The sequence below is a fragment of the Halomicrobium urmianum genome, assembly GCF_020217425.1.
Taxonomy (GTDB): Archaea; Halobacteriota; Halobacteria; order Halobacteriales; family Haloarculaceae; genus Halomicrobium; species Halomicrobium urmianum.
This window is the reverse complement of record NZ_CP084090.1, coordinates 2,525,629-2,545,204: the sequence shown is the minus strand read 5'-3', so window position 1 is coordinate 2,545,204 and position 19,576 is coordinate 2,525,629. Positions and strand designations below refer to the sequence as shown.

The window sequence follows — 19,576 nt, the reverse complement described above, 5'->3', positions numbered from 1 at the left end:
CAGTCGCCGGTGGCTCGTTCACGGCGCTCACCGCTGGATTTTTGATGGCCGTCGACCACCGCAGTATCATGTCGACGTCGTCGTGGCTGCTGGACCTGCTCTGTGCGAATCGGGAGCGGATGAAGATGGCTATCGGTCTCCTGATCGTCTGCGGCCTCCTCCTGGGCCTCTCCGCGCTGTACGTCGGCCCCGGCGACGAGTCGTTCCCGCTGCTGGTCATCGACATCGTCCTCGTCGGCGGCGGGCTGGCCTTTTTCGGCGGGAGCTACTGGTACTGCACGAAGCGAGCGATGGACGACTATAGTAGAAATTGAACGCACTGACACACTCGATGTGTGAATAGTTTCAATTTCTACTGTAGCCCGCGCCACGATGCTCCCGGAAGTCCGGTCGTCGACCGCGTCCCTGCGTCAGGCGGCGTCTGCGAGGTAGTCCGCGGTTTCGGCCGCCAGTTCGCGCACGTTCTCGTCGTCGTCCTCCTCGGCCATCGCGCGGAGCGTCGGGACGGCGTCGTCGTCGCCGAGTCGGCCGAGCGCGCGGATCGCCCGCGCCCGGACGGAGGACCGATCGTGGTCGAGGCAGTCCAGCAACGCCTCGCTGACGGGCGCGACCGCCTCGGGGTGCGGTTCGGCCAGCTCGCCCAGCGCGTCGACGGCGCAGCCGGCGACCTCCGGGTCCCTGTCGTCGAGGAGGGTGACCAGGTCGCCGACAGCGTCGACGGCCTCGTCCGGCGTCTCCTGGGTGACGGCGACGACGACGTTGCTCAGCGTCCGCCGGGCGGAGAGGCGGCGGCTGCGCTCCTGCTCTTCGTGCTCCCGGATTGTCTGCCGGGTCGCCCTGTCGTCCACCGCGTCGGGGACCTCCGGAATCCCCTCGTCGAGCTCCGTCTCCCGGACCCCCGCGATCAGTCGCTCGACGAACGGCGCGACGAGGTCGGCCCGCTCGACGACGACCTTCCCGAGCGCGACGCCGGCGGTGAGCTGGACGTCCACGATGTCGTCGTCGGCGACGGCGGCCAGCGAGGCGACCCGTCCTTCGAGCGCCGCCGGCTCCGCGTCGGCGACGGTGTCGAGCACGCTGATCGCCCGTAGCGCGATACCCGAGTTGTCGCCGCCCACCAGTGCCGCCAGGTCGTCGAGATACGGTCGCACGGCGTCGACGTCCGACTCCGCGAACGACTCACAGACCTCGACGCCCCGCCGGCGCGTGACCGGACTGGCCGACGAGAGCGCTTCGTGGACCTCCGCCTCGGTCACGTCGTCGGAGGTGACCGACTCCGTGTCGACTTCGTCGAGCGGATCCTCGGCGTCCGTTGACATGGGCGTACGATGCGGACCGTCAGGTAAATACATGCGGGTTCAGCCGCTGGCCGCCAGCGCGCGCGGAAGCGACCGTCATCGACGAACAGGCGGCCACGCGAACGACGTGAGGCTGGGCTCGGGCGTCGAGCGAAGCGAGTCTCCCGACGAAAGCGGCCGCTCGACCGCCAGTCGATAGAACAAAGTGTGCTGAACGGGCACTGTTCAGTGTATGCCCGATACCAACAGGAATTACGTTGGGGGCGAGTGGACGGACGCCGAGACGGACGAGACGATCGACGTCCACAATCCCGCAGACACGACGACAGTTGTCAACAGCTACCAGCAGTCCTCCGCCGCGGACGCGGAGGAGGCCGTCGCCGCCGCCGACGAGGCGGCCGACTCGTGGGCCGGCACGCCCGCGCCCGAGCGCGGCTCGATCCTCCGCGAGGCCGCGGGGATCATCGAGGACCGCAAGGACGAGCTGACCGAACTGCTCGTCCGCGAGGAGGGGAAGACCCGTTCCGAGGCCGCTCCCGAGGTCCAGCGTGCCATCGACATCTTCTACTACTACGCGGAGAAGGCGATGGACTTCGGCGGCACGATCAAGGGCGCCAGCGGCGGTCGCCGCCACATCTCCACCCGGAAGGAACCCCAGGGCGTCGCCGGTCTGATCACCCCCTGGAACTACCCCATCGCGATCCCGGCCTGGAAGATCGCGCCCGCCCTGGCGACCGGCAACACCGTCGTCATCAAGCCCGCCAGCGCCGCGCCGGGCCCCGCCGTCGAGATCGTCCGCGCGCTCGACGAAGCCGGCATCCCCGACGGCGTCGTCAACGTCGTCACCGGCCCCGGCAGCGAGGTCGGCGACGTCTTCTCCACCCACGAGGACGTCGACGTCGTCTCCTTCACGGGTAGCTCCGAGGTCGGCCACCACGTCTACGACGCGGCCACCGAGGACGTCAAGCGCGTGCAGGCGGAGATGGGCGGCAAGAACCCGGCCATCATCACGTCCAGCGCCGACCTCGAGCAGGCCCTCGACATCGTCGAGGCCGGTGCCTTCGGCGTCACTGGTCAGGCCTGTACCGCGACCTCGCGGGCCATCGTCCACACGGACCTCTACGACGAGTTCGTCGAGCGGATCACCGAGCGCGCCGAGGCCATCGACGTCGGCCCGGGCCTCGAGGACCCCGGCATGGGCCCGCACGTCAACGAGGGCGAACTCGAGAGCACGCTCGAGTACGTCGACGTCGCCAAGACGGAGGGCGCCACCCACCAGACCGGCGGCGAACGCCTCGAGGGCGACCTCGACAACGGCTACTTCGTCACGCCCGCCGTCTTCTCCGACGTCGAGCCCGACATGCGCCTCTTCCGCGAGGAGGTGTTCGGTCCGGTGCTGGCCGTGACGGAGGCCGAGGACTTCGACCACGCCGTCGAACTGGCCAACGACAGCGAGTACGGCCTCTCCGCGAGCGTCGTCACCGACGACCTCGCCCAGGCCAACGAGTTCGTCGACCGCATCGAGAGCGGCGTCGTCAAGGTCAACGAGAAGTCCACCGGTCTGGAGCTGCACGTGCCCTTCGGGGGCGTCAAGCGCACCTCCACGAACACCTACCGCGAGCAGGGCGACGCGGCCGTCGACTTCTACACCAAGACCAAGACGGTCTACCTGAACGACTGATACCGACTGCTGTAGCCGTGTTCCGGTTCGACGGTCCCATACTGGGCGGTCGTACCGGTACTGACTTGCGACAGTCGGCGTGAGTTCACGCGCAGGAAGCGGACGGCCGGCGGGAGTCCCCTGCGCCTCACGGCGAGTTTTATGAAGGGGGCCACCCTGTGACCGGTATGAGCACGAGCCCCATACGGGAGTTCGAGCGGTCGTTGCACCGCGTCGACGCGACGTCGTCGGTCGTCGAGCCGGACGGGTTCGACGCGGCGCTGGCCGACGCGGTCGAGGAACCGGCGGTCGGGGCGCCACTGCCCTTCGAGGACCTGTCGCTGGCCGACCACCCGGTGGCGCTCGATCCGTCGCCTCGAGAACTGCGCGAGGCGCGGACGGGCGTCACCGGCTCCCGGCTGGGCATCGCCTCACTCGGCACGGTCGCGGTCGAGTCCCGCGCCGGGGGCGACGAACTGACGGCGCTGTTCCCGGAGTACCACGTCGTCGTCCTCCGGTCGTCGGACGTCCGTCCGGACCTGCGGTCGGCGTTCGCCTGGCTCGCCGACGAGTTCGACGCCGGCCGGGACTCGCTCGTCTTCGAGACCGGCCCCAGCGCGACCGGCGACATGGGTGCACTCGTCCAGGGCGTCCACGGGCCCGAAGCGATCCACGTCCTCCTGGTGGACGATGAGTGAGACGGGAGCCGACGCAGACCGGATCAGGCACCTGCTGGCCGCAGAGGGCGACCAGATCAAGGCGAACACCCGCCTGTTCAACGAGGAGCGCTACGCCCAGATCGACGACGTCGGGAGCGAGCGCCACGAGCGCTACCGGACGCGCGCCCGCGAGATCAAGGAGGACGCCATCGATCGCCTGCCGGACCTGATCGAGCGGACCCGCGCGTCGGTCGAGCACAACGGTGGCACCGTCTACGTCGCGGACGACGCCGCCGACGCCCGCGAGTACGTCGCCGAGGTGGCGGCAGACGCCGACGCCGAGCGCGTCGTCAAGTCGAAGTCGATGACGACCGAGGAGATCGACCTCAACGAGGCGCTCGAGGCGAGCGGACTCGACGTCTGGGAGACCGACCTCGGCGAGTTCGTGATCCAGGTGGCCGAGGAGAGCCCCTCTCACATCGTCGGGCCGTCGCTGCACAAGTCCCGCGAGGAGATCACGGCCCTGTTCGAGGAGCGCTTCGACCCCGACGAGTCGCTGGACTCGGCCCAGGCGCTGACGGCCTTCGCCCGCGAGTTCTTGGGCGAGCGCATCGAGGCCGCCGACGTCGGGATCACGGGCGCGAACTTCGTGCTCGCGGAGAGCGGCTCCATCGCGCTGGTCACCAACGAGGGCAACGCGCGCAAGTGCGCGAGCGTGCCCGACACGCACGTCGCCGTCGCCGGTATCGAGAAGATAATCCCCTCCGTCGAGGAGCTCCATCCCTTCGCCGAACTGATCGCACGGTCGGCCACCGGCCAGGCGATTCCCCAGTACCTCTCGCTGCTGTCGCCGCCGGTCGAGACGCCGGCGGTGGACTTCGATCGGCCCGACGAGCCGGGCTTCGGCGGGAGCGACGCCGAGCGGGACTTCCACCTCGTGCTGATCGACAACGGGCGGACGGAGATGCGGGAGGACGACGACCTGCGCGAGACGCTGTACTGCATCCGGTGTGGCGCCTGCGCCAACTCCTGCGCGAACTTCCAGTCGGTCGGCGGCCACGCCTTCGGCGGCGAGACCTATACCGGCGGCATCGCGACCGGCTGGGAGGCCGGCGTCGAGGGGCTGGACGCGGCCGCGGAGTTCAACGACCTCTGTACCGGCTGCTCGCGCTGCGTCGACGCCTGTCCGGTCAAGATCGACATCCCCTGGATCAACACCGTCGTCCGCGACCGGATCAACCGCGGGAAGGACCCCGAGATCGAGGACAAACTCGTCGACGGGCTGGTGCCCGACGAGGAGGAGAGCGGGACGCCGCTGCGAAAGCGCTTCTTCGGCAACTTCGAGACGGTCGCGAAACTGGGGAGCGCGACGGCCCCGGTCTCGAACGCCGTCGCGTCGCTGACGGCCGTCCGGCGTGCGCTCGACGCCGGGCTTGGCATCGACGTCCGCCGGGAACTGCCCGCCTTCGAGCGGGAGACGCTCGTCGAGTGGGCCGATGGGCGGACGACCGTCGCCGACCCCGAGCGGCGGGTCGTCCTCTACCCGGACGTGTACACCAACTACGTCCAGCCCGAGCGGGGCAAAGCAGCGGTCAGGACGCTGGAGGCGCTGGGCTGTGCGGTGACCGTGCCCGACGTCGGCGGCTCCGGCCGCGCGCCCCTCTCTCAGGGGATGATCGCGACGGCCCGGAGCAAGGCCGAGCACCTCGCCGCCGACCTCGGGGCGCACCTGGACGCGGGCCGGGACGTGGTCGTCGTCGAGCCCAGCGCGCTCGCGATGTTCCGCCGCGAGTACGAGAAGCTCCTCCCCGCCGACGAGTACGAGCGACTCGACGAGGGCAGCTACGAGGTGTTCCAGTACGTCTACGGCCTGCTGGAGAACGGTGCCGACCCGGACGCGCTGACCGCCGGCGACGGCAGCGGCGTCGCGTACCACAGCCACTGCCAGCAGCGCACGCTCGGGCTGGAGGCCCACACCGTCGCCGTCCTCGAGGACCTCGGCTACGACGTACTCACCTCGGACGTCGAGTGCTGTGGGATGGCCGGGAGCTTCGGGTACAAGTCCGAGTACTATGAGCTGAGCGTGGACGTCGGCGAGTCGCTGGCCGATCAGTTCGAGGACACGGATCGGACCGTCGTCGCCAGCGGCACCTCCTGTACGGACCAGCTGGAGGCCCTGCTCGCGACGGAGACGCGCCATCCGATCCAGCTCGTCGCCCCGTAGCTGGCGACTGCGGTCACTGGTGGACGGCTGGCGCCCGCTGTCGCGACGGACGTCGCACGACCGGAACGAGCCTCCGATCGGTCGAGACGGTCGCCCTGCGGTCGGAGCCCGGCGACCCCTTCGGCTACGCCCGGGCGTGGGTCGAGGAACCACTACTGCGAGTACGACGCCGACGCGCCGGAGCGGTATCGAGCGTGAACGTCGGACACTCGGACGTCCCGCCACCGGGAGAACGCTTTACTCGCTCGGTCGAGAACGCGGGGGCATGACAGGCGACACCGAGGACTGGGTCGTGGATCCGGAGTCGATGTTCGACCTGAGCGGGAAGACCGCGATCGTCACCGGCGCGGCGTCGGGCCTCGGCCGCGCGATCGCGCTCGGCTACGCGGCCCGGGGCGCGACGGTGGTCTGTGCCGACGTCGACGAGGCCGGCGCCAGCGAGGTCGCCGACGCGACCGACGGGTCGGCGTCCGGCGAGTACGTCGACGTCACCGACGCCGGGTCTCTGGCGGCCCTCCGGGACCGCGTCCTGGACGAGCACGGCTCCTACGAGGTGCTGTGCAACGTTCCCGGAATGAACGTCCGGAAGCCGGTGACGGAGCTGTCCGAAACCGAGTGGCGGGAGGTGATCGAGCTGAACCTGACCGGAGTGTTCCTCGCCGCGAAGACGCTCGGCGTCCCGCTCGTCGAACGGGGCGGCGGGAGCGTGATCAACATGGCCTCGATCCGCGGGATCGACGGCGGCCCGGACCAGTCGGCCTACTCGGCGAGCAAGGGGGGCGTGATCCAGTTGACGAAGGTCCTGGCCGCCGAGTGGGCGCCCGACGTCCGCGTCAACGCCCTCGCCCCGGGGTACATGAAGACGCCGCTCGTCCGAGAGGCGATGGCGGACCGCGAGTGGTACGAGGCGATGCGCGACGGGCACATGCTGGAGCGGTTCGGGGAGCCCGAGGAGGTCGTCGGTCCGGCAGTCTACCTCGCGGCCGACGCGAGCTCGTTCGTCACCGGGTCGGTACTGACGGTCGACGGCGGCTGGACGGCCCAGTGATGGCGTGCCGGGCCGTCTCCTCACTCGTACCGGCCGAGCTCCCGGTACCGGTCGAGCAGCGCCCGGTCGATGGATTCGACGTCCTGCCTCTCGTCGCCGTAGTCGTAGAACCCGCGGCCCGTCTTCATGCCCAGGTCGCCCCGCTCGACCAGGTCCTCGACGAGCGACGAGGGTTCGTCGTCGTCGCACAGGTCCGGGAAGAGGTACTCGCTGATGGCGAGGTTCGTGTCGTGGCCGAAGAGGTCGAGCATCTCGATCGGCCCCATCAGGGTGTAGCGGGGTCCGAACGCGTCGGTGAACAGCGTGTCGACGTCCTCCTTCTCGACGACGCCACGCTCCATCAGGTGCAGCGCCTCGCGGGCGAGCGCGAAGTTCATCCGGTTGATGAGATAGCCCGGCACGACCTCGTTCAGCACGACCGGGCTCCGACCGACGTCCTCCAGAAGGTCCACCACGAACGACTCGGTGTCGTCACTCGTCCGGTCTCCGAGGACGACTTCCACGACGGGGACGACCCACGGCGGGTTCATCCAGTGGGTCACGAGGACTCGCTCCGGTCGGGACGTGGCCGCAGCGATGTCGTCGATGTCGATACTCGAGGTGTTGCTCGCCAGGACGACGTCCTCGTCGCAGACCTCGTCGAGGTCGGCAAACACCTCACGCTTGACGTCGAGGTCCTCGGTGACGGCCTCGGTCACGTAGTCGACGCCGGCCAGGTCACTCAGCTCGGTCGCCGTCCGGATCCGGTCCAGCGCCTCGCCCGTCGCCGACTCGGTGGCGACGTCCCGGTCGACGAGGAGGTCGGTGACGTGCTCCAGCTCGTCGCGGGCGTCCTCGAGCGCCGCCTCCGACTGGTCGACGAGAGTCACGTCGACACCGTGCCGAGCCAGCGTCAGTGCGATGCCGGGCCCCATCTCGCCAGCGCCGACGACGCCGGCCGCCGAAAGGTCATCGATACCCATGGAGTCGCCATCTCTGCGGGTCAATATAAGATTCGGGCCATCGGCAACGGTCCGACCGCCTTCTACAATGAGAAATGGACGCCGGACGGCAATAGTCGATTCAACCGCCAGGAAGCGGCTCGTGCATGTGGTGAATGGCTACAACAGGGTCGTTCCACGATATCGAACGGAAGTCGGAACGGAGCACCGGTCGCAGACGCCGGGACTTTCGGCACGTCTGCCCCGGTCGGAAGAATCCGCGACCCCCGCCGATAAGACGGCACCTCGTACGAATTAGTCCTCGTCGAACACCGGAAGACTCGCTCCGCTCGTCTTCCGAGCCCGACGAGACTTCGCTTCGCTACGCCTCGTCGAACGCTGCTGAGCGAGGCTCAGCGAGCCTGACGAGGCTTATGCCTCGTCGAACGCCGAAAATCAGAGGTTTTCGAGCCCGACGAAGCTACGCTTCATCGAACATCTCGAACCCGTCGGCCAGGTGCTCCTGAACCGTGTCGAGGTCGAGCGTGACGCCGAGGCCGGGCTTCTCGGGGACGTTGAAGTAGCCCTCTTCGATGAGGTTGTCCTCCTCGACCAGGTCCTCCCACCAGCCGAGCTCGTAGGAGTGGTACTCGACGGCCATGGCGTTGGGGATAGCCGTGCCGACGTGGACCGACGCGGTGGTCCCGATGGGCGAGGAGACGTTGTGCATCGCGACGGGGAGGTAGTACATGTCTGCGAGCGTCGCGATCTTCTTGGTCTCGAGCATCCCGCCGACCTTCGGGACGTCGGGCGCGATGATGTCGACGCCCTCGTCCTCGAGCAGCTGGCGCTGCCCATGGGTCCGGTAGACGTTCTCGCCGGTGGCGATGGGCGTGGCGGTGTCGCGGGTGACCTCGGCCTGGACGTCCTGGTTCTCCGGCGGGACGGGGTCCTCGAGCCACCAGACGTCGTAGTCCTCGATGGCGCGCGTGAGGCGCTTGGCGCTGCCGGAGGCGAAGGCCCAGTGGCAGTCGAAGGCGACCTCCGCGCGGTCGCCGACCTGCTCGGTCACCTTCTCGACGATCTCGGCCTTGTGGTCGATCTCGCCCTTGTTCAGGTGGCGGTTGGCGCGGTCGCGCTCGTGGCCCGAGGGGACGTCGAGGTCGAACTTCAGGGCGTCGTAGCCGAGTTCGCTGACGACGCGCTCGGCCTCCTCGGCGCAGGCGTCGGGGTCGGCCTCGTCCTCGGTGTGGCAGTCGCAGTACATCCGCACGTCGTCCCGGTACTTGCCGCCCAGCAGCTGGTAGGCCGGGACGCCCAGGATCTTGCCGGCGACGTCGTGGAGCGCGAGTTCGATGCCGGAGATGGCCGCCACGTCCTTGCCGGCGATGGAGCCCTCGCCCGACATCTTCTGGATCATGTGCTCGTACAGCCGGTCGATGTCGAGGGGGTTCTCCCCGACGACGAACGGCTTCAGGCGCTCGATGATCTCCGGGAGCGCGCCGCCCCAGTAGGCTTCACCGGTACCGACGGGGCCCGCGTCCGTGTACACGCGGACGATCGTCCACGGGTAGTTGCCGTCGACGATGGTCGACTGGACGTCGGTGATCTCCACGTCGCGGTCCCCCCGCGAGTCAGAAATCCCCATCGTCTCCGAGGAGAGGTCCCGCATCGTGTATTCCGCGTTCGGGTCCGATAGCTGCTCGTAGCTCATGTGACGTATCCGTCCTTCACCCACCGCTGCAAAAGTGTTTCGTCTACGGATTCGCCCGCCCGGTTCGGCGGCGCGCGGTCGCCCCGTTTCAGTGTCGATCGAAGCGGACCCCTGCCCCGGCTGCCGGAGCAATAAACTTTATTATCGATAGTGCTGAAACAACGGTCGGAGCCGCCGAGAAGCGCTGTCAATGAGTCTGTCCCACCTCTGCCCGGACGAGAACCGGGCCGGAGCCGGACCCGTCGACACGCGACGGTCTCGGTCTGTCATGGTACCTGCGGGCCTCGGCCAGCCGGCCCACCCCTTCCGTTTTCGGGCCAGCGGCTCCGTTTCGCGTTCGACAGTGCTGCGCGTCGGTCCGTCCGATCGGGGCGCGTCGACGCGCTCGTCTCGGTCCCGAACTCACAGGGAGCAGACGAACTCGTCACTGACCCGAACAGATCCCGGAATGAGAAACAGTCGTTCATTAACGTGGGACGAACCGGCGGTCTGATCGGACTAGTTCACGTCCGTGTTCCGCGGTATCGGCTCGCCGTCCCGGCATTTTCGACCGGGACGCGGATCCGATATCTGAGTCTGCCCGGCCGGTGTTCGCGTAGTCAGAGGCCTCGAATCACAGGTGTACAGTTGTTATCGAAACTGAGACCCGTTCGCGGTCCCGAGACGTGCACGTCCAGATGACGGCCGGGTCCCGGAGTCCGCTGCCGGGAGCGGTACTCGTTTGTGATCCGCGGCTGAACGAACCGTATGGGATTCTGGAACGACCGACCGCGCGTCTCGACCGAGTTCCGGTACCGGGGCGTCGACGCCGCCCTGCTGGAGAACCGCAACCTTCGGGTCCTCGTCCTGCCTGGCAAGGGCGGGGATATTCTGGAGTTCCGGGACAGGCGCACCGACGTCGACGTCCTCTACCACGCCGACTATCCCTGGGACCCACCGAGCGACCGCGTCGTCCCGTCGACCGAGACGACCTGGAACGAGCACTACCCCGGGGGCTGGCAGGTGAACCTCCCCGTCGCCGGTGGCGGGATGGACATCGCCGGCAGCAGGTACGACCACCACGGGGAGTCGGCATTGCTCCCGTGGGATGCCGAGGTGACTCGCGACGACGACGAGGCGGTGACGCTCACGCTGACGACCGAGCTGCGACGGTATCCGTTCTCGGTCGAGCGCGACCTGACGCTGCCCGCCGACGCGTCGCGCCTGGAGATCAGCGAGTCCGTCACCAACGAGGGCGAGGTCGAACTCGAGTACGCCTGGCAGCAACACGTCGCGCTCGGGCGGCCGCTGATCGGGCCCGACGCGCGCCTCGACACGTCCGCCGGGCGGGGCTACGTCGACGCCTACGGCGAGGACCACGACACCAACCGCCTGCTCGGCGATCGGGAGTTCGAGTGGCCGCTCGCGGACGGCGTCGACGGCGACCCCGTCGACCTGAGCGAGTTCCCGCCGACCGACGCGAAGATCCACGATCAGGCGTTCCTGCTGGAGTTCGACGAACCGTGGTACGCCGTGACGAACCCCGAACTGGACCTCGGGTTCGCGCTGCGCTGGTCGGGCGACCCCTTCGAGACGCTGTGGTACTGGCAGTCCTTCGGCGGACACGACGAGTCGCCGTTCTGGGGGCGCAACTACACGGCCGGCCTGGAGCCGACGACGGCGTATCCGGGCCACTCGTATCCGGAGGCACAGCGCGAGAACGCTACGCTCGACTCGCTCGCGCCCGGCGAGACCGTCAGTGCCGAGTTCGTCGCGACGACCTACGGCGGCCGCGAGCGCGTCGACGGCGTCGACGCCGACGGGACCGTTCGCGGCGGGGACTGACGACGGCGGCCGCGCGACCGCCGCTCTCCGGCGTTCGCGTCGACGTCATCGAACACCCGTCGGCGGGTGACGAATCTGACGGTGCGGGCGCGTGGACGAGCTCGGTCGGCGGTTGAACGCGACGGACCGGTGGCTGGCAAACGACGAGTCCGTCGAGCGTTCTCAGCGCGCATCGTCGGGGTGAGACGCCGATTCACGGTCGATTCAACGAGCTCGAACGGAGGCGGCACCGGTGATCCAAGCCGACAGACCTGCCGTTTGGACGACGGCCAGGCGTTCGACACCATAGAACGAGGCGGGCGGTCGGGTAATCGGCCGTCGAGGTCGGACTGTCGTCCAGTACCGGCGTGGTCACTCGACTACGGGCGATCGACGCGGAGAACAGCGATGGCAGTCCGTGTCAGTTCAGCAGCGTCGTCACGGGCACGGCTGCGTTGAGGAGGACCGACTGGACGGCGTCGCCGAACACTGCCTTCCCGGTCGGCGACCGCTCCTGGCCGGCGACGAAGACGTGATCGCAGTCGCGGTCGGCCAGCGCGCCGAGTACGGCGTCGGCACGGCCGGTTCCCTCGGCGACTTCGCCGGACAGTTCGTAGTCGACGTCGGCCCCGGTCGATTCGATCCCCTCCTCGATGACCGGACGAACGAGTCCGAAGGCGGCGTCGACGTCGTACCCCGTCTGCTCTACGTCGGCGATGGAATCCAGCGTCTCAACGGCCTCCTCGTACTCGTCGGGGGTGAACACCGCGAAGAACTCGACGGTTGCACCGACCCCGTCCGCGAGTCGGAGGGCCCGCTCGACCAGTTCCTGCTCGCCGTCCGCTCCGTTCAGCACTACGAGTGCGCGTTCCATGGTGAGACAATGGGCAGAATCCGATAAGAAACCCCCTGGTGACCGGTCGTCACTCCGGCACCACGCCACGGGTCGGTTTAGCTTAAAACGTTGTGCCAGCGAGCGAAATTATGAGGCCAGTTTTCGACTGTTTCCGGTTGTGCGTGGCCGAAGCAGTTTGAGAACGGCGAGATTCGGCGCTTTCGTTCTCGACAGAGCAGTTCGATAGCGTTCCGACTTCCGTGGCGAGATATCTGAAATCGGAGGTCCGCTCGCTGCAGTGCGGTTTGGAGGTGCTGGGCACCACCGGCGAGAAATCAAGCTGTTTCGATATTACAATTCTGTTGGAGCCACGGGGAAATATCTCGGCGAGAGCGGTGGTCGTCGTCGAAAAGAACTGGATCTGAAGCGACTCATTCGTGGCAGGATCGCCAGCGTTCGCAAAGCGAAGCTCTTGCGCAGTCGCCCAGAAGCCTTCGCCTTTCGGGATGACGAGAGATGGCAAGGCCGTCTCTCGAACCGCCCATCAGAACGCCAGAGGCGTTCCGAGGACAGCGTACAGCCAGGTTCGTTGATCGTCGATCCGAATCACGGTTTCGTCCAGCGCAATCTGATCCGAAGACGTCCCCGATTCGGGCTGCCAATCGGCTTGCTGCACCCAATCGTGGATCGCTTTCCGCGATCAGTGACATCCAGACTGGCGAGTAACTCGACGGTATTCGACAGCGAAAGACCTGTAACGTGCGATTGAACATCCAGCGCAATCGCTGGTTCGGGTGTCCGCTCGCACTCCACAGAATAAAATCGATCCACCCGCTACTACCGCTGAGACAGCTGATTTCTGGCATGGACACCAAGAAGTCCGTCCGCCTCACTTTTCACGCTTAACTAAACACGACCGGTGCGCCGGCGCCAACACTTATGTGGACTCCGACCGCCAGTCCCGCCTGTTCATGCGAGCTATCGGTATCATCGGCGTCGGCTACATCGGCAGCGAGTTTCTGGACCGACTGCTGGCCGACGGCTACGACGTGACGGTGTTCGACGTCGACGACGAGAAGGTCGACCACGCGGGCCAGCGGGGGGCCACAGCGGCCGACAGCCCGGCCGAGGTCGCCGGCGAGACGGACGCGGTGGTCATGGCACTCCCGGGCACGCCCGAGGTCGAGGCGACGCTGGAGGGCGACGACGGCCTCCTGGACGCGCTCGGCGACGGCCAGCTGGTCGTCGACGTGACCACGACTCGCCCGGAGACCTCCGAGGTCGCCGAGGAGATGTGTGACGAAGCCGGTGCCGACTTCGTCGAGGCGCCGATCACCAGCGCGGCGCCCCGGGAGGGCTACCACATGATGATCGGCGGCACCGAGGAGCGCTACGAGGCCGCCGCTGACCTGCTGGACACACTCTGTGACGACCACACGCGGGTCGGGCCGATCCCGGAGGGCACGGTGTTGAAGCTCGGACTGCAGATGCGCTACGCCGGCCACGCGGCGCTGGACGCGGAGATCGTCGAGTACGCGCGAGACAACGGCGTCGACCCCGAGCTGTTCAACGACTTCTTCGGGATGGACATCTGGGAGCAGTACTTCACTGGCGACTTCAGCCAGGACATCGAGGGGCTGGGCGGACTGGCCATCTGGCACAAGGATCTCGGCTACGCCCGCGAGTTCGCGCGGGAGAACGACACCGCACTGCCACTGAACGGCGTCGTCCACGAGGCCTACAAGGCGGCGACGCGCCGCGCCGGCGAGGACGAGGGCCACGCCGCGACGCTCGTCAAGTACTGGACGGCGCTCAACGACGCCGAGGACCGGTACGAGTAGGTCCGCCGTCGACCGGTCGAGCGGTCGATCTGTTCCCACGACTGTTCTCCCCGTGTTCGCCTCAATCGATTCGTTCCGTCCAGACGGCTACTACGCGGCGTTCTGACCGACGGGTCTAGGCGGTGCGGTAGTCCTCGAGCAACGCCTCGTCCACTTCGAGGCCGAGGCCGGGTGTCTCGGGCGGTTCGATGACGCCGCCGTCCTGAACGTAGACGTCCTCCTGGTTGGCGATGTAGGGGCTAGCGACGTAGCGTCCGGGGTCGTCGATGTCGTCGGCGTAGACGGCGAACTCGATGAGGTCGCAGGAGGCGTGGGCGGCCGCGACGTGCAGGCTGGCGGAGTAGTTGACGACCGGCCCGAAGACGTGGGGAACGAACCGCTTGTTGTAGGCCTCACAGAGCGTCGCAACGGCGTCGGAGGGGGTGATGCCGCCGCAGTAGTCGAAGGTGGTGTTGGCGTCCATCGCCAGCCCGAACTCGTCGGGGATACCTTCGGAGACCTCCCGGATGCGCTTGCGTCCACCGGGTCGTCTCTGGTGGGCCCCGATGGATACCGTGAACGACCTGGATCGCGTCGACCACGCCCACCGCCGCCGTCTCGCGAATAGCGCCAATTCAGTAACAGGCGTACTTGCGTTATATTGTGGGATTCGAAGGGTCGGATTGAAAGCAGAACCTATTAGTGATCGACACTGCTGAATACAGGTATGAGTTCGGCCACAGTTGACGTCGAGAACGTCGGGGGTATCGACGAGGCGAGGGTGGAGATACCCCCCGGCGTGACGGTGCTGGCGGGGCCCAACGCGTCGAACAAGACGTCGCTACTGCGCGCGCTGATGACGGTCTTCGGTAGCGACGAGGCTTCGATCAAGGGCGACGCCGACGAGGCGCACGTCGATCTCGAGATCGACGACGAGACGTACGACCGGTACCTCGAGCGGACCGGCACCGGCGTGACGACGAGCGGCGATCCCTATCTGGACGACCCCGAACTGGCCGACCTGTTCGCCTTCCTCCTGCGATCCAACGAGGCGCGGCGGTCGGTCGAGCGGGACGTGGACCTCCGGGAGCTCATCATGCGGCCCGTCGACACGGAGGCCATCCAGAACGAGATACAGCGCCTCCAGAACGAGCGGGATCAGGTCGACGCCGACCTCGACGAACTGGAGTCGCTGAAGCGGCAGCTGCCCGACCTCGAACAGCGGAAGTCGGAGCTGGAGTCCGAGATCGAGGAGACCCGCGAGGAACTGGAGTCCGTCGAGTCCGAGATCGAGGACGTCGACGCCTCCGTCGAGGACCAGCGCGAGGAGCGCGACGAACTCGAAGACAGGCTCGCTGAACTGCGAGACGTCCGCTCGGATCTGGAGGACGTCCGCTACGAGATCGAGACCAAGCGCGACCGGCTCGACTCGCTGCGCGAGGAGCGCCGCGAGCTGGAAGAGCGTGATGACGACCTCGAGGCGCCGGACGTCGACCCCGAGGACGTCGAGGAGCACATCGCCGATCTGCGCTCGCGCAAGCAGGACCTCGACGCCGAGATCAGCGAACTCCAGAACACGATCCGGTTCAACGAGAAGATGATCGACGAGGCCCAGGACGGGACCCACCCGGCCGTCCGGACCACTACCGACGGCGGCACCTCGTCGGTCACCGACCAGCTGCTGGAGGACGACACCCGGACCGTCTGCTGGACCTGTGGCTCCGAGGTGTCCATCGACCGAATCGAGGACACCGTCGAGCGACTGCGCGATCTCCGACGGGACAAGGTCGACTCCGTCGACGACATCGAAGACGAGCTCGACGAGTACACCGACCGCAAGGCCGAGTACGAGCGCGCGCAGCGTAACCGCGACCAGATCCAGAACCGCCTCGCCCGCACCGAGCGGGAGATCGAGTCCACCGAGGACGCCATCGACCGCCTGACCGGGCGCAAGGAGGACCTCACCGACGAGGTCGAGCGACTGGAGGGCGAGGTCGAGGACCTCGAGTCCGACACCTACGAGGAGGTCCTGGAACTGCACCGCGAGGCCAACGACCTCGAATACGAACTCGGCCAGCTGGAGGGCGACCGAGACGAGGTCGTCGCGGAGATCGAGCAGATCGAGTCCGAACTTGACCGCCAGGACGACCTCGAGGAGCGACGCGAAGAGATCCAGGACGAGCTGGTCGACCTCCGGACCAGGATCGACCGCATCGAGGAGAATGCCGTCGAGGAGTTCAACGACCACATGGAGGAGGTGCTTGGCATCCTCGACTACGAGAACATCGACCGCATCTGGATCGAAATCGTCGAGCGTGAGGTCCGCGAGGGCCGACGCAAGGTCGAGCGCAACAGCTTCGAACTGCACGTGATCCGCTCGACCGACGGCGGCGTCGCCTACGAAGACACCGTCGACCACCTCTCCGAGTCCGAGCGCGAGGTGACCGGCCTCGTGTTCGCGCTGGCGGGCTACCTCGTCCACGATCTCCACGAGGAGGTCCCGCTAATGGTGCTGGACGCCCTGGAGCCGATCGATTCCGACCGCATCTCCCGCCTGCTGGAGTACTTCGAGTCCTACGTCGACTACCTCGTCGTCGCCCTCCTCCCCGAGGACGCCGAGGCCCTCGAAGTCGAGCACACGCGCATCACCGACATCGGCGGCTAGGAAACCGCTTCTTTCCGTTTGCTGGCGTCGCTCCGACTGGGACTGCTACCGGACCTGTGAACAACCTGAAAGGGGCGGCTGGCTGAACGACGGCGGACGACGCAAGCACCGCAGGGAGCGAAGCGACCGAGGCGCGCAGCGAGGTCGTTCGAAAGTCTTTCGTGATGACGAGAGACGGCGTTGCCGTCTCTCGAACCACCCCCGAGTTCAGCCAGCCGGGGCTTTCTGGTTGTTCTATACTGTCCAAGAACACGGTTCGCAGGATACAGAAAGTCCGTTTTCTAGTCCTCGCAGTCGCAGCCGCCCTCGGAGATGAGGTCGGCGACGCCACGCTGGGTACCGCAGTCGCGACAGTAGACCTGGACGTCGACGATCAGGCGGAAGTCGCCGAGCGTGATGAGGTCGGCGTCCCGGAGGCGTTCGAGCTTCTCCTCGGCGACGGCGGTGGTTCGGCTGACGAGGCGCTGGATGGCCGTCCGTGCCGATTCGATGCGCTCCTCGTCGTCGGGCGTGGCCTGTTCGGCGCCGCGGACGTCCTTGACGTAGGAGCGAATCGCCTGGTAGGTGACGAAGGATCGCTCCAGTTCCTCGACGTCGACGCCGGCCCGTTCGAGTCGGCTTCGGACCTCGGTCCGCCGGCCGGCGGAGACGTCGTCGTCGGTCAGCGCGTCGTAGACGCTCTCCGGGTCGCCCTCGATGGTGCTCACCCCTGCCGCCTCCATCGTCGCGGCCAGGAGGCGGACGTTGAAGTGTCGCGCCAGGTCCCGGAGGCTCATCCGTTCGTCCCCCGTGGCCGTCCATCGGTCGACGAGTTCGTCCCCGAGTCCCGTCAGATCGTGCTCCTCGATGAGTCGCTCCACCTTGCTCCGCCGTCCAGTCATGACCGATTCCTACAGGGCGCTGATTAATGTAGGTTCCCACTGACCGGCCGACCGGCCCCTGCTCCGGGATCCGATCGGACTCGCCGACCAAGTTTTATATACGAAAACGAATCTATTACCAGAATAGTCAAACTTTTTATCTGATTCGGTACAGGGACGGTCCAGCCTGCCAGCGCCCGACCACCGACCGGTAAAGATCGGAGTAGACGCCGCCAGAGAGGACTGTGCGAAATCGGTGGGGCGTCCGGAGGGGCTCGATCGGCCCATCGCCGCAGTGGGGTTCCGACCCCGGAGCACTGATCGATACGACCGGACCTGAACGTAGGGAGCGGCCAGGAACCGCCGGAATAGCAGCCGATCGCTCGCACCGGTTGGTCCGACGGCTGTCGAGAATGATAAAATATGGATATATTACTCTTTTCGTATGGTTCGGTCGGCGGAAAGCGGCTGACCCGGTCACCGCCGTCGCCAGCGGAAGCGGCGTGCCGGAGCGTCGCGGGATGGGACCCGGACCGAGTAGAGGGCGGGGCGGACTCGGGCCGTGCCGAGAGTGGAGCGGATTCGGGGCCGTTCCGGACGACGAACGCGCGGCGGGCGCGGCCAAACGAGGCACATATATGTGGGCATTCCTTGGTTTCGAGCGATGAAGCGGCAGGATGCGGCCGGAGCGGACTCGTCGCCGGGGGAGACCGGACAGTACGCGTACGCCGCTCGCCGGGTCGACGTCGGGTCGCTACCGAGGGTGTCGGCCGCCGCCGACGAGCGCGTCTGCTGGCTGCACCCCTCGGAGCCCGACGCGCTGGCTCTGGGTGCAGCGGCGACCGTCGAGGCCGCGGGGCCGGAGCGCTTCGCCGACGCGCAGGCAGGGCTGGCGGAACTGTTTGCCGCCCTCGAATCGGACGGGGACGTCCCCGAGATCGCCAGGCCGCGGGCCTACGGCGGTCTCGGCTTCTTCGCCGGAGAGGACGAGGGCGACACCTGGGCGGGCTTTCCCGACGCCCGGTTCGCCGTCCCTGAGGCGCAGGTGGTGTCCGACGACGAGACGTGGCTGACCGTCACCGTCCCGGCGGACGAGCGCGACGCCCTGCCGGAGCGCCTCGATCGATGGCAGCACCGGCTGGCGGCGGCCGACGGCGGCGGGGGAGCGCTGCCGGGCGCGACCGGCTTCGACTGGGCGATGTCGCGGGCCGAGTGGGAGCGGACCGTCGACGAGACCATCGAGCGCATCCGGCGTGACGGCCTGGAGAAGGTCGTCCTCGCCCAGGAGCTGACGGTCGGCCTGGACCGTCCGGTCCCGGTCGCGCGCGTGCTCGGCCGCCTCCGGGAGACGTATCCCAACTGTGCGGCGTTCTGCGCCGCACCGGGGCCGGGGACCGCCTTCTTCGGCGCGACGCCGGAGACGCTGGTCGCGCTGCGGGACGGCCGCGTCGAGACGGAAGCACTGGCCGGGACCACCGAGCGCGGCGAGTCGGACCTGGAGGACGCCAGCCTGGCCGACGCGATGCGGGGTGACGAGAAGTACCAGCAGGAGAACCGCATCGTCGCCGACGCCATCGCTGACGCCCTGCGGCCCGTCGCCGAGAGCGTGAGCGTCGCCGACCCCGAGATCAAGCGCATCGCCAACCTCCAGCACCTCCGGCGGCCCATCTCGGCGACCGTCGACGGCGACGCCCACGTCCTCGACCTGGCGCGGCGGCTCCACCCCACGCCAGCCGTCGGGGGCTTCCCGCCGGAACCGGCAGCCGACGTCATCCGCGACGTCGAACCGTTCGACCGCGGCTGGTACGCCGCGCCCGTGGGCTGGGTCGACGCCGACGGCGACGGCACCGTCGCCGTCGCCATCCGCTCGGGGCTGGCGCGCGACCGGTCGCTGTCGCTGTACGGCGGCGCCGGCATCGTCGACGGCAGCGACCCGGCGACGGAGTACGGCGAGGTGACCTCCCGGTTCGAGCCCGTGCTGGGCGCGCTGGAGATCGACCTCCCGGACGAGCGGTAGCGACGGCGGGAGCGCGGCGGTGACGTCTCGTTCCGGCCGTACGTCTATAGTCG

The 19,576-nt window shown here is 67.7% G+C and carries 15 protein-coding genes and 2 pseudogenes; 9 read left to right on the top strand and 8 right to left on the bottom strand.

Annotated features, from left to right (window positions below):
* Positions 1-68 precede the first annotated feature (68 nt).
* Complete coding sequence (locus tag LCY71_RS12715; RefSeq protein ID WP_225333517.1) at positions 69-314, top strand: hypothetical protein; 246 nt, start codon at positions 69-71, stop codon at positions 312-314.
* Between the two features lie 96 nt (positions 315-410).
* Here LCY71_RS12715 and LCY71_RS12710 read toward each other — a convergent pair whose 3' ends face one another.
* Positions 411-1,319 carry a HEAT repeat domain-containing protein gene (locus LCY71_RS12710; protein ID WP_225333516.1) on the bottom strand — a complete coding sequence of 303 codons (909 nt, stop codon included), beginning with the start codon at positions 1,317-1,319 and terminating at the stop codon, positions 411-413.
* Between the two features lie 211 nt (positions 1,320-1,530).
* Between LCY71_RS12710 and xacF the strand changes: the two genes are divergently transcribed.
* From xacF to LCY71_RS12690, 4 genes are all read left to right on the top strand, one after another.
* Positions 1,531-2,979 carry a 2,5-dioxovalerate dehydrogenase gene (xacF, locus tag LCY71_RS12705; RefSeq protein ID WP_225333515.1) on the top strand — a complete coding sequence of 483 codons (1,449 nt, stop codon included), beginning with the start codon at positions 1,531-1,533 and terminating at the stop codon, positions 2,977-2,979.
* Positions 2,980-3,146: 167 nt separating this feature from the next.
* Positions 3,147-3,656 (top strand): LUD domain-containing protein, encoded by a 510-nt coding sequence (locus LCY71_RS12700; protein WP_225333514.1) that lies wholly within the window; start codon positions 3,147-3,149, stop codon positions 3,654-3,656.
* Positions 3,649-5,841 carry an LUD domain-containing protein gene (locus tag LCY71_RS12695; RefSeq protein ID WP_225333513.1) on the top strand — a complete coding sequence of 731 codons (2,193 nt, stop codon included), beginning with the start codon at positions 3,649-3,651 and terminating at the stop codon, positions 5,839-5,841. Before LCY71_RS12700 ends, LCY71_RS12695 begins: the two co-directional genes overlap by 8 nt.
* A 265-nt stretch (positions 5,842-6,106) precedes the next feature.
* A complete protein-coding gene (locus LCY71_RS12690) occupies positions 6,107-6,889 on the top strand; it encodes an SDR family NAD(P)-dependent oxidoreductase (protein ID WP_225333512.1) in 783 nt (260 codons plus the stop codon).
* A 20-nt stretch (positions 6,890-6,909) separates the two neighbouring features.
* Here the strand turns inward: LCY71_RS12690 and LCY71_RS12685 are convergent, their stop codons facing one another.
* Entirely contained in the window at positions 6,910-7,851 is a 942-nt protein-coding gene (locus LCY71_RS12685; RefSeq protein ID WP_225333511.1) for a 3-hydroxyacyl-CoA dehydrogenase family protein, read from the bottom strand.
* 439 nt (positions 7,852-8,290) lie between these two features.
* Entirely contained in the window at positions 8,291-9,523 is a 1,233-nt protein-coding gene (locus LCY71_RS12680) for a mandelate racemase/muconate lactonizing enzyme family protein (RefSeq protein WP_225333510.1), read from the bottom strand.
* A gap of 747 nt (positions 9,524-10,270) precedes the next feature.
* On the opposite strand from LCY71_RS12680, the gene LCY71_RS12675 reads away from it, so the two are divergent.
* Complete coding sequence (locus LCY71_RS12675; RefSeq protein WP_225333509.1) at positions 10,271-11,347, top strand: aldose 1-epimerase; 1,077 nt, start codon at positions 10,271-10,273, stop codon at positions 11,345-11,347.
* Positions 11,348-11,747: 400 nt separating this feature from the next.
* Here the strand turns inward: LCY71_RS12675 and LCY71_RS12670 are convergent, their stop codons facing one another.
* The 3 genes and pseudogenes from LCY71_RS12670 to LCY71_RS21720 all read right to left on the bottom strand — a co-directional run.
* Positions 11,748-12,200, bottom strand: coding sequence for a universal stress protein (locus tag LCY71_RS12670; protein WP_225333508.1), 453 nt, complete (start codon positions 12,198-12,200; stop codon positions 11,748-11,750).
* Positions 12,201-12,277: 77 nt separating this feature from the next.
* Positions 12,278-12,615: pseudogene (locus tag LCY71_RS21725) on the bottom strand (transposase family protein); the annotation flags it as partial.
* Positions 12,616-12,732: 117 nt separating this feature from the next.
* Positions 12,733-13,027 (bottom strand): annotated as a pseudogene (locus tag LCY71_RS21720) (transposase domain-containing protein); the annotation flags it as partial.
* Positions 13,028-13,102: 75 nt separating this feature from the next.
* Between LCY71_RS21720 and LCY71_RS12660 the strand changes: the two are divergent.
* Positions 13,103-14,002 (top strand): NAD(P)-dependent oxidoreductase, encoded by a 900-nt coding sequence (locus LCY71_RS12660; protein WP_225333507.1) that lies wholly within the window; start codon positions 13,103-13,105, stop codon positions 14,000-14,002.
* 115 nt (positions 14,003-14,117) lie between these two features.
* On the opposite strand, the gene LCY71_RS12655 is transcribed toward LCY71_RS12660, so the two are convergent.
* Positions 14,118-14,465: an enolase C-terminal domain-like protein gene (locus tag LCY71_RS12655; protein WP_225333506.1), complete on the bottom strand. Its 348-nt coding sequence runs from the start codon at positions 14,463-14,465 to the stop codon at positions 14,118-14,120.
* A 243-nt stretch (positions 14,466-14,708) separates the two neighbouring features.
* Between LCY71_RS12655 and LCY71_RS12650 the strand changes: the two genes are divergently transcribed.
* Positions 14,709-16,646 (top strand): archaea-specific SMC-related protein, encoded by a 1,938-nt coding sequence (locus tag LCY71_RS12650; RefSeq protein ID WP_225333505.1) that lies wholly within the window; start codon positions 14,709-14,711, stop codon positions 16,644-16,646.
* A 281-nt stretch (positions 16,647-16,927) separates the two neighbouring features.
* Here the strand turns inward: LCY71_RS12650 and rdfA are convergent, their stop codons facing one another.
* Positions 16,928-17,527 (bottom strand): rod-determining factor RdfA, encoded by a 600-nt coding sequence (gene rdfA, locus LCY71_RS12645; protein WP_225333504.1) that lies wholly within the window; start codon positions 17,525-17,527, stop codon positions 16,928-16,930.
* Positions 17,528-18,170: 643 nt separating this feature from the next.
* Here rdfA and LCY71_RS12640 point away from each other — a divergent pair.
* The gene (locus LCY71_RS12640) at positions 18,171-19,523 is read left to right on the top strand and encodes an isochorismate synthase (RefSeq protein WP_225333503.1); all 1,353 of its coding nucleotides are present in this window, start codon (positions 18,171-18,173) and stop codon (positions 19,521-19,523) included.
* Positions 19,524-19,576 lie beyond the last annotated feature (53 nt).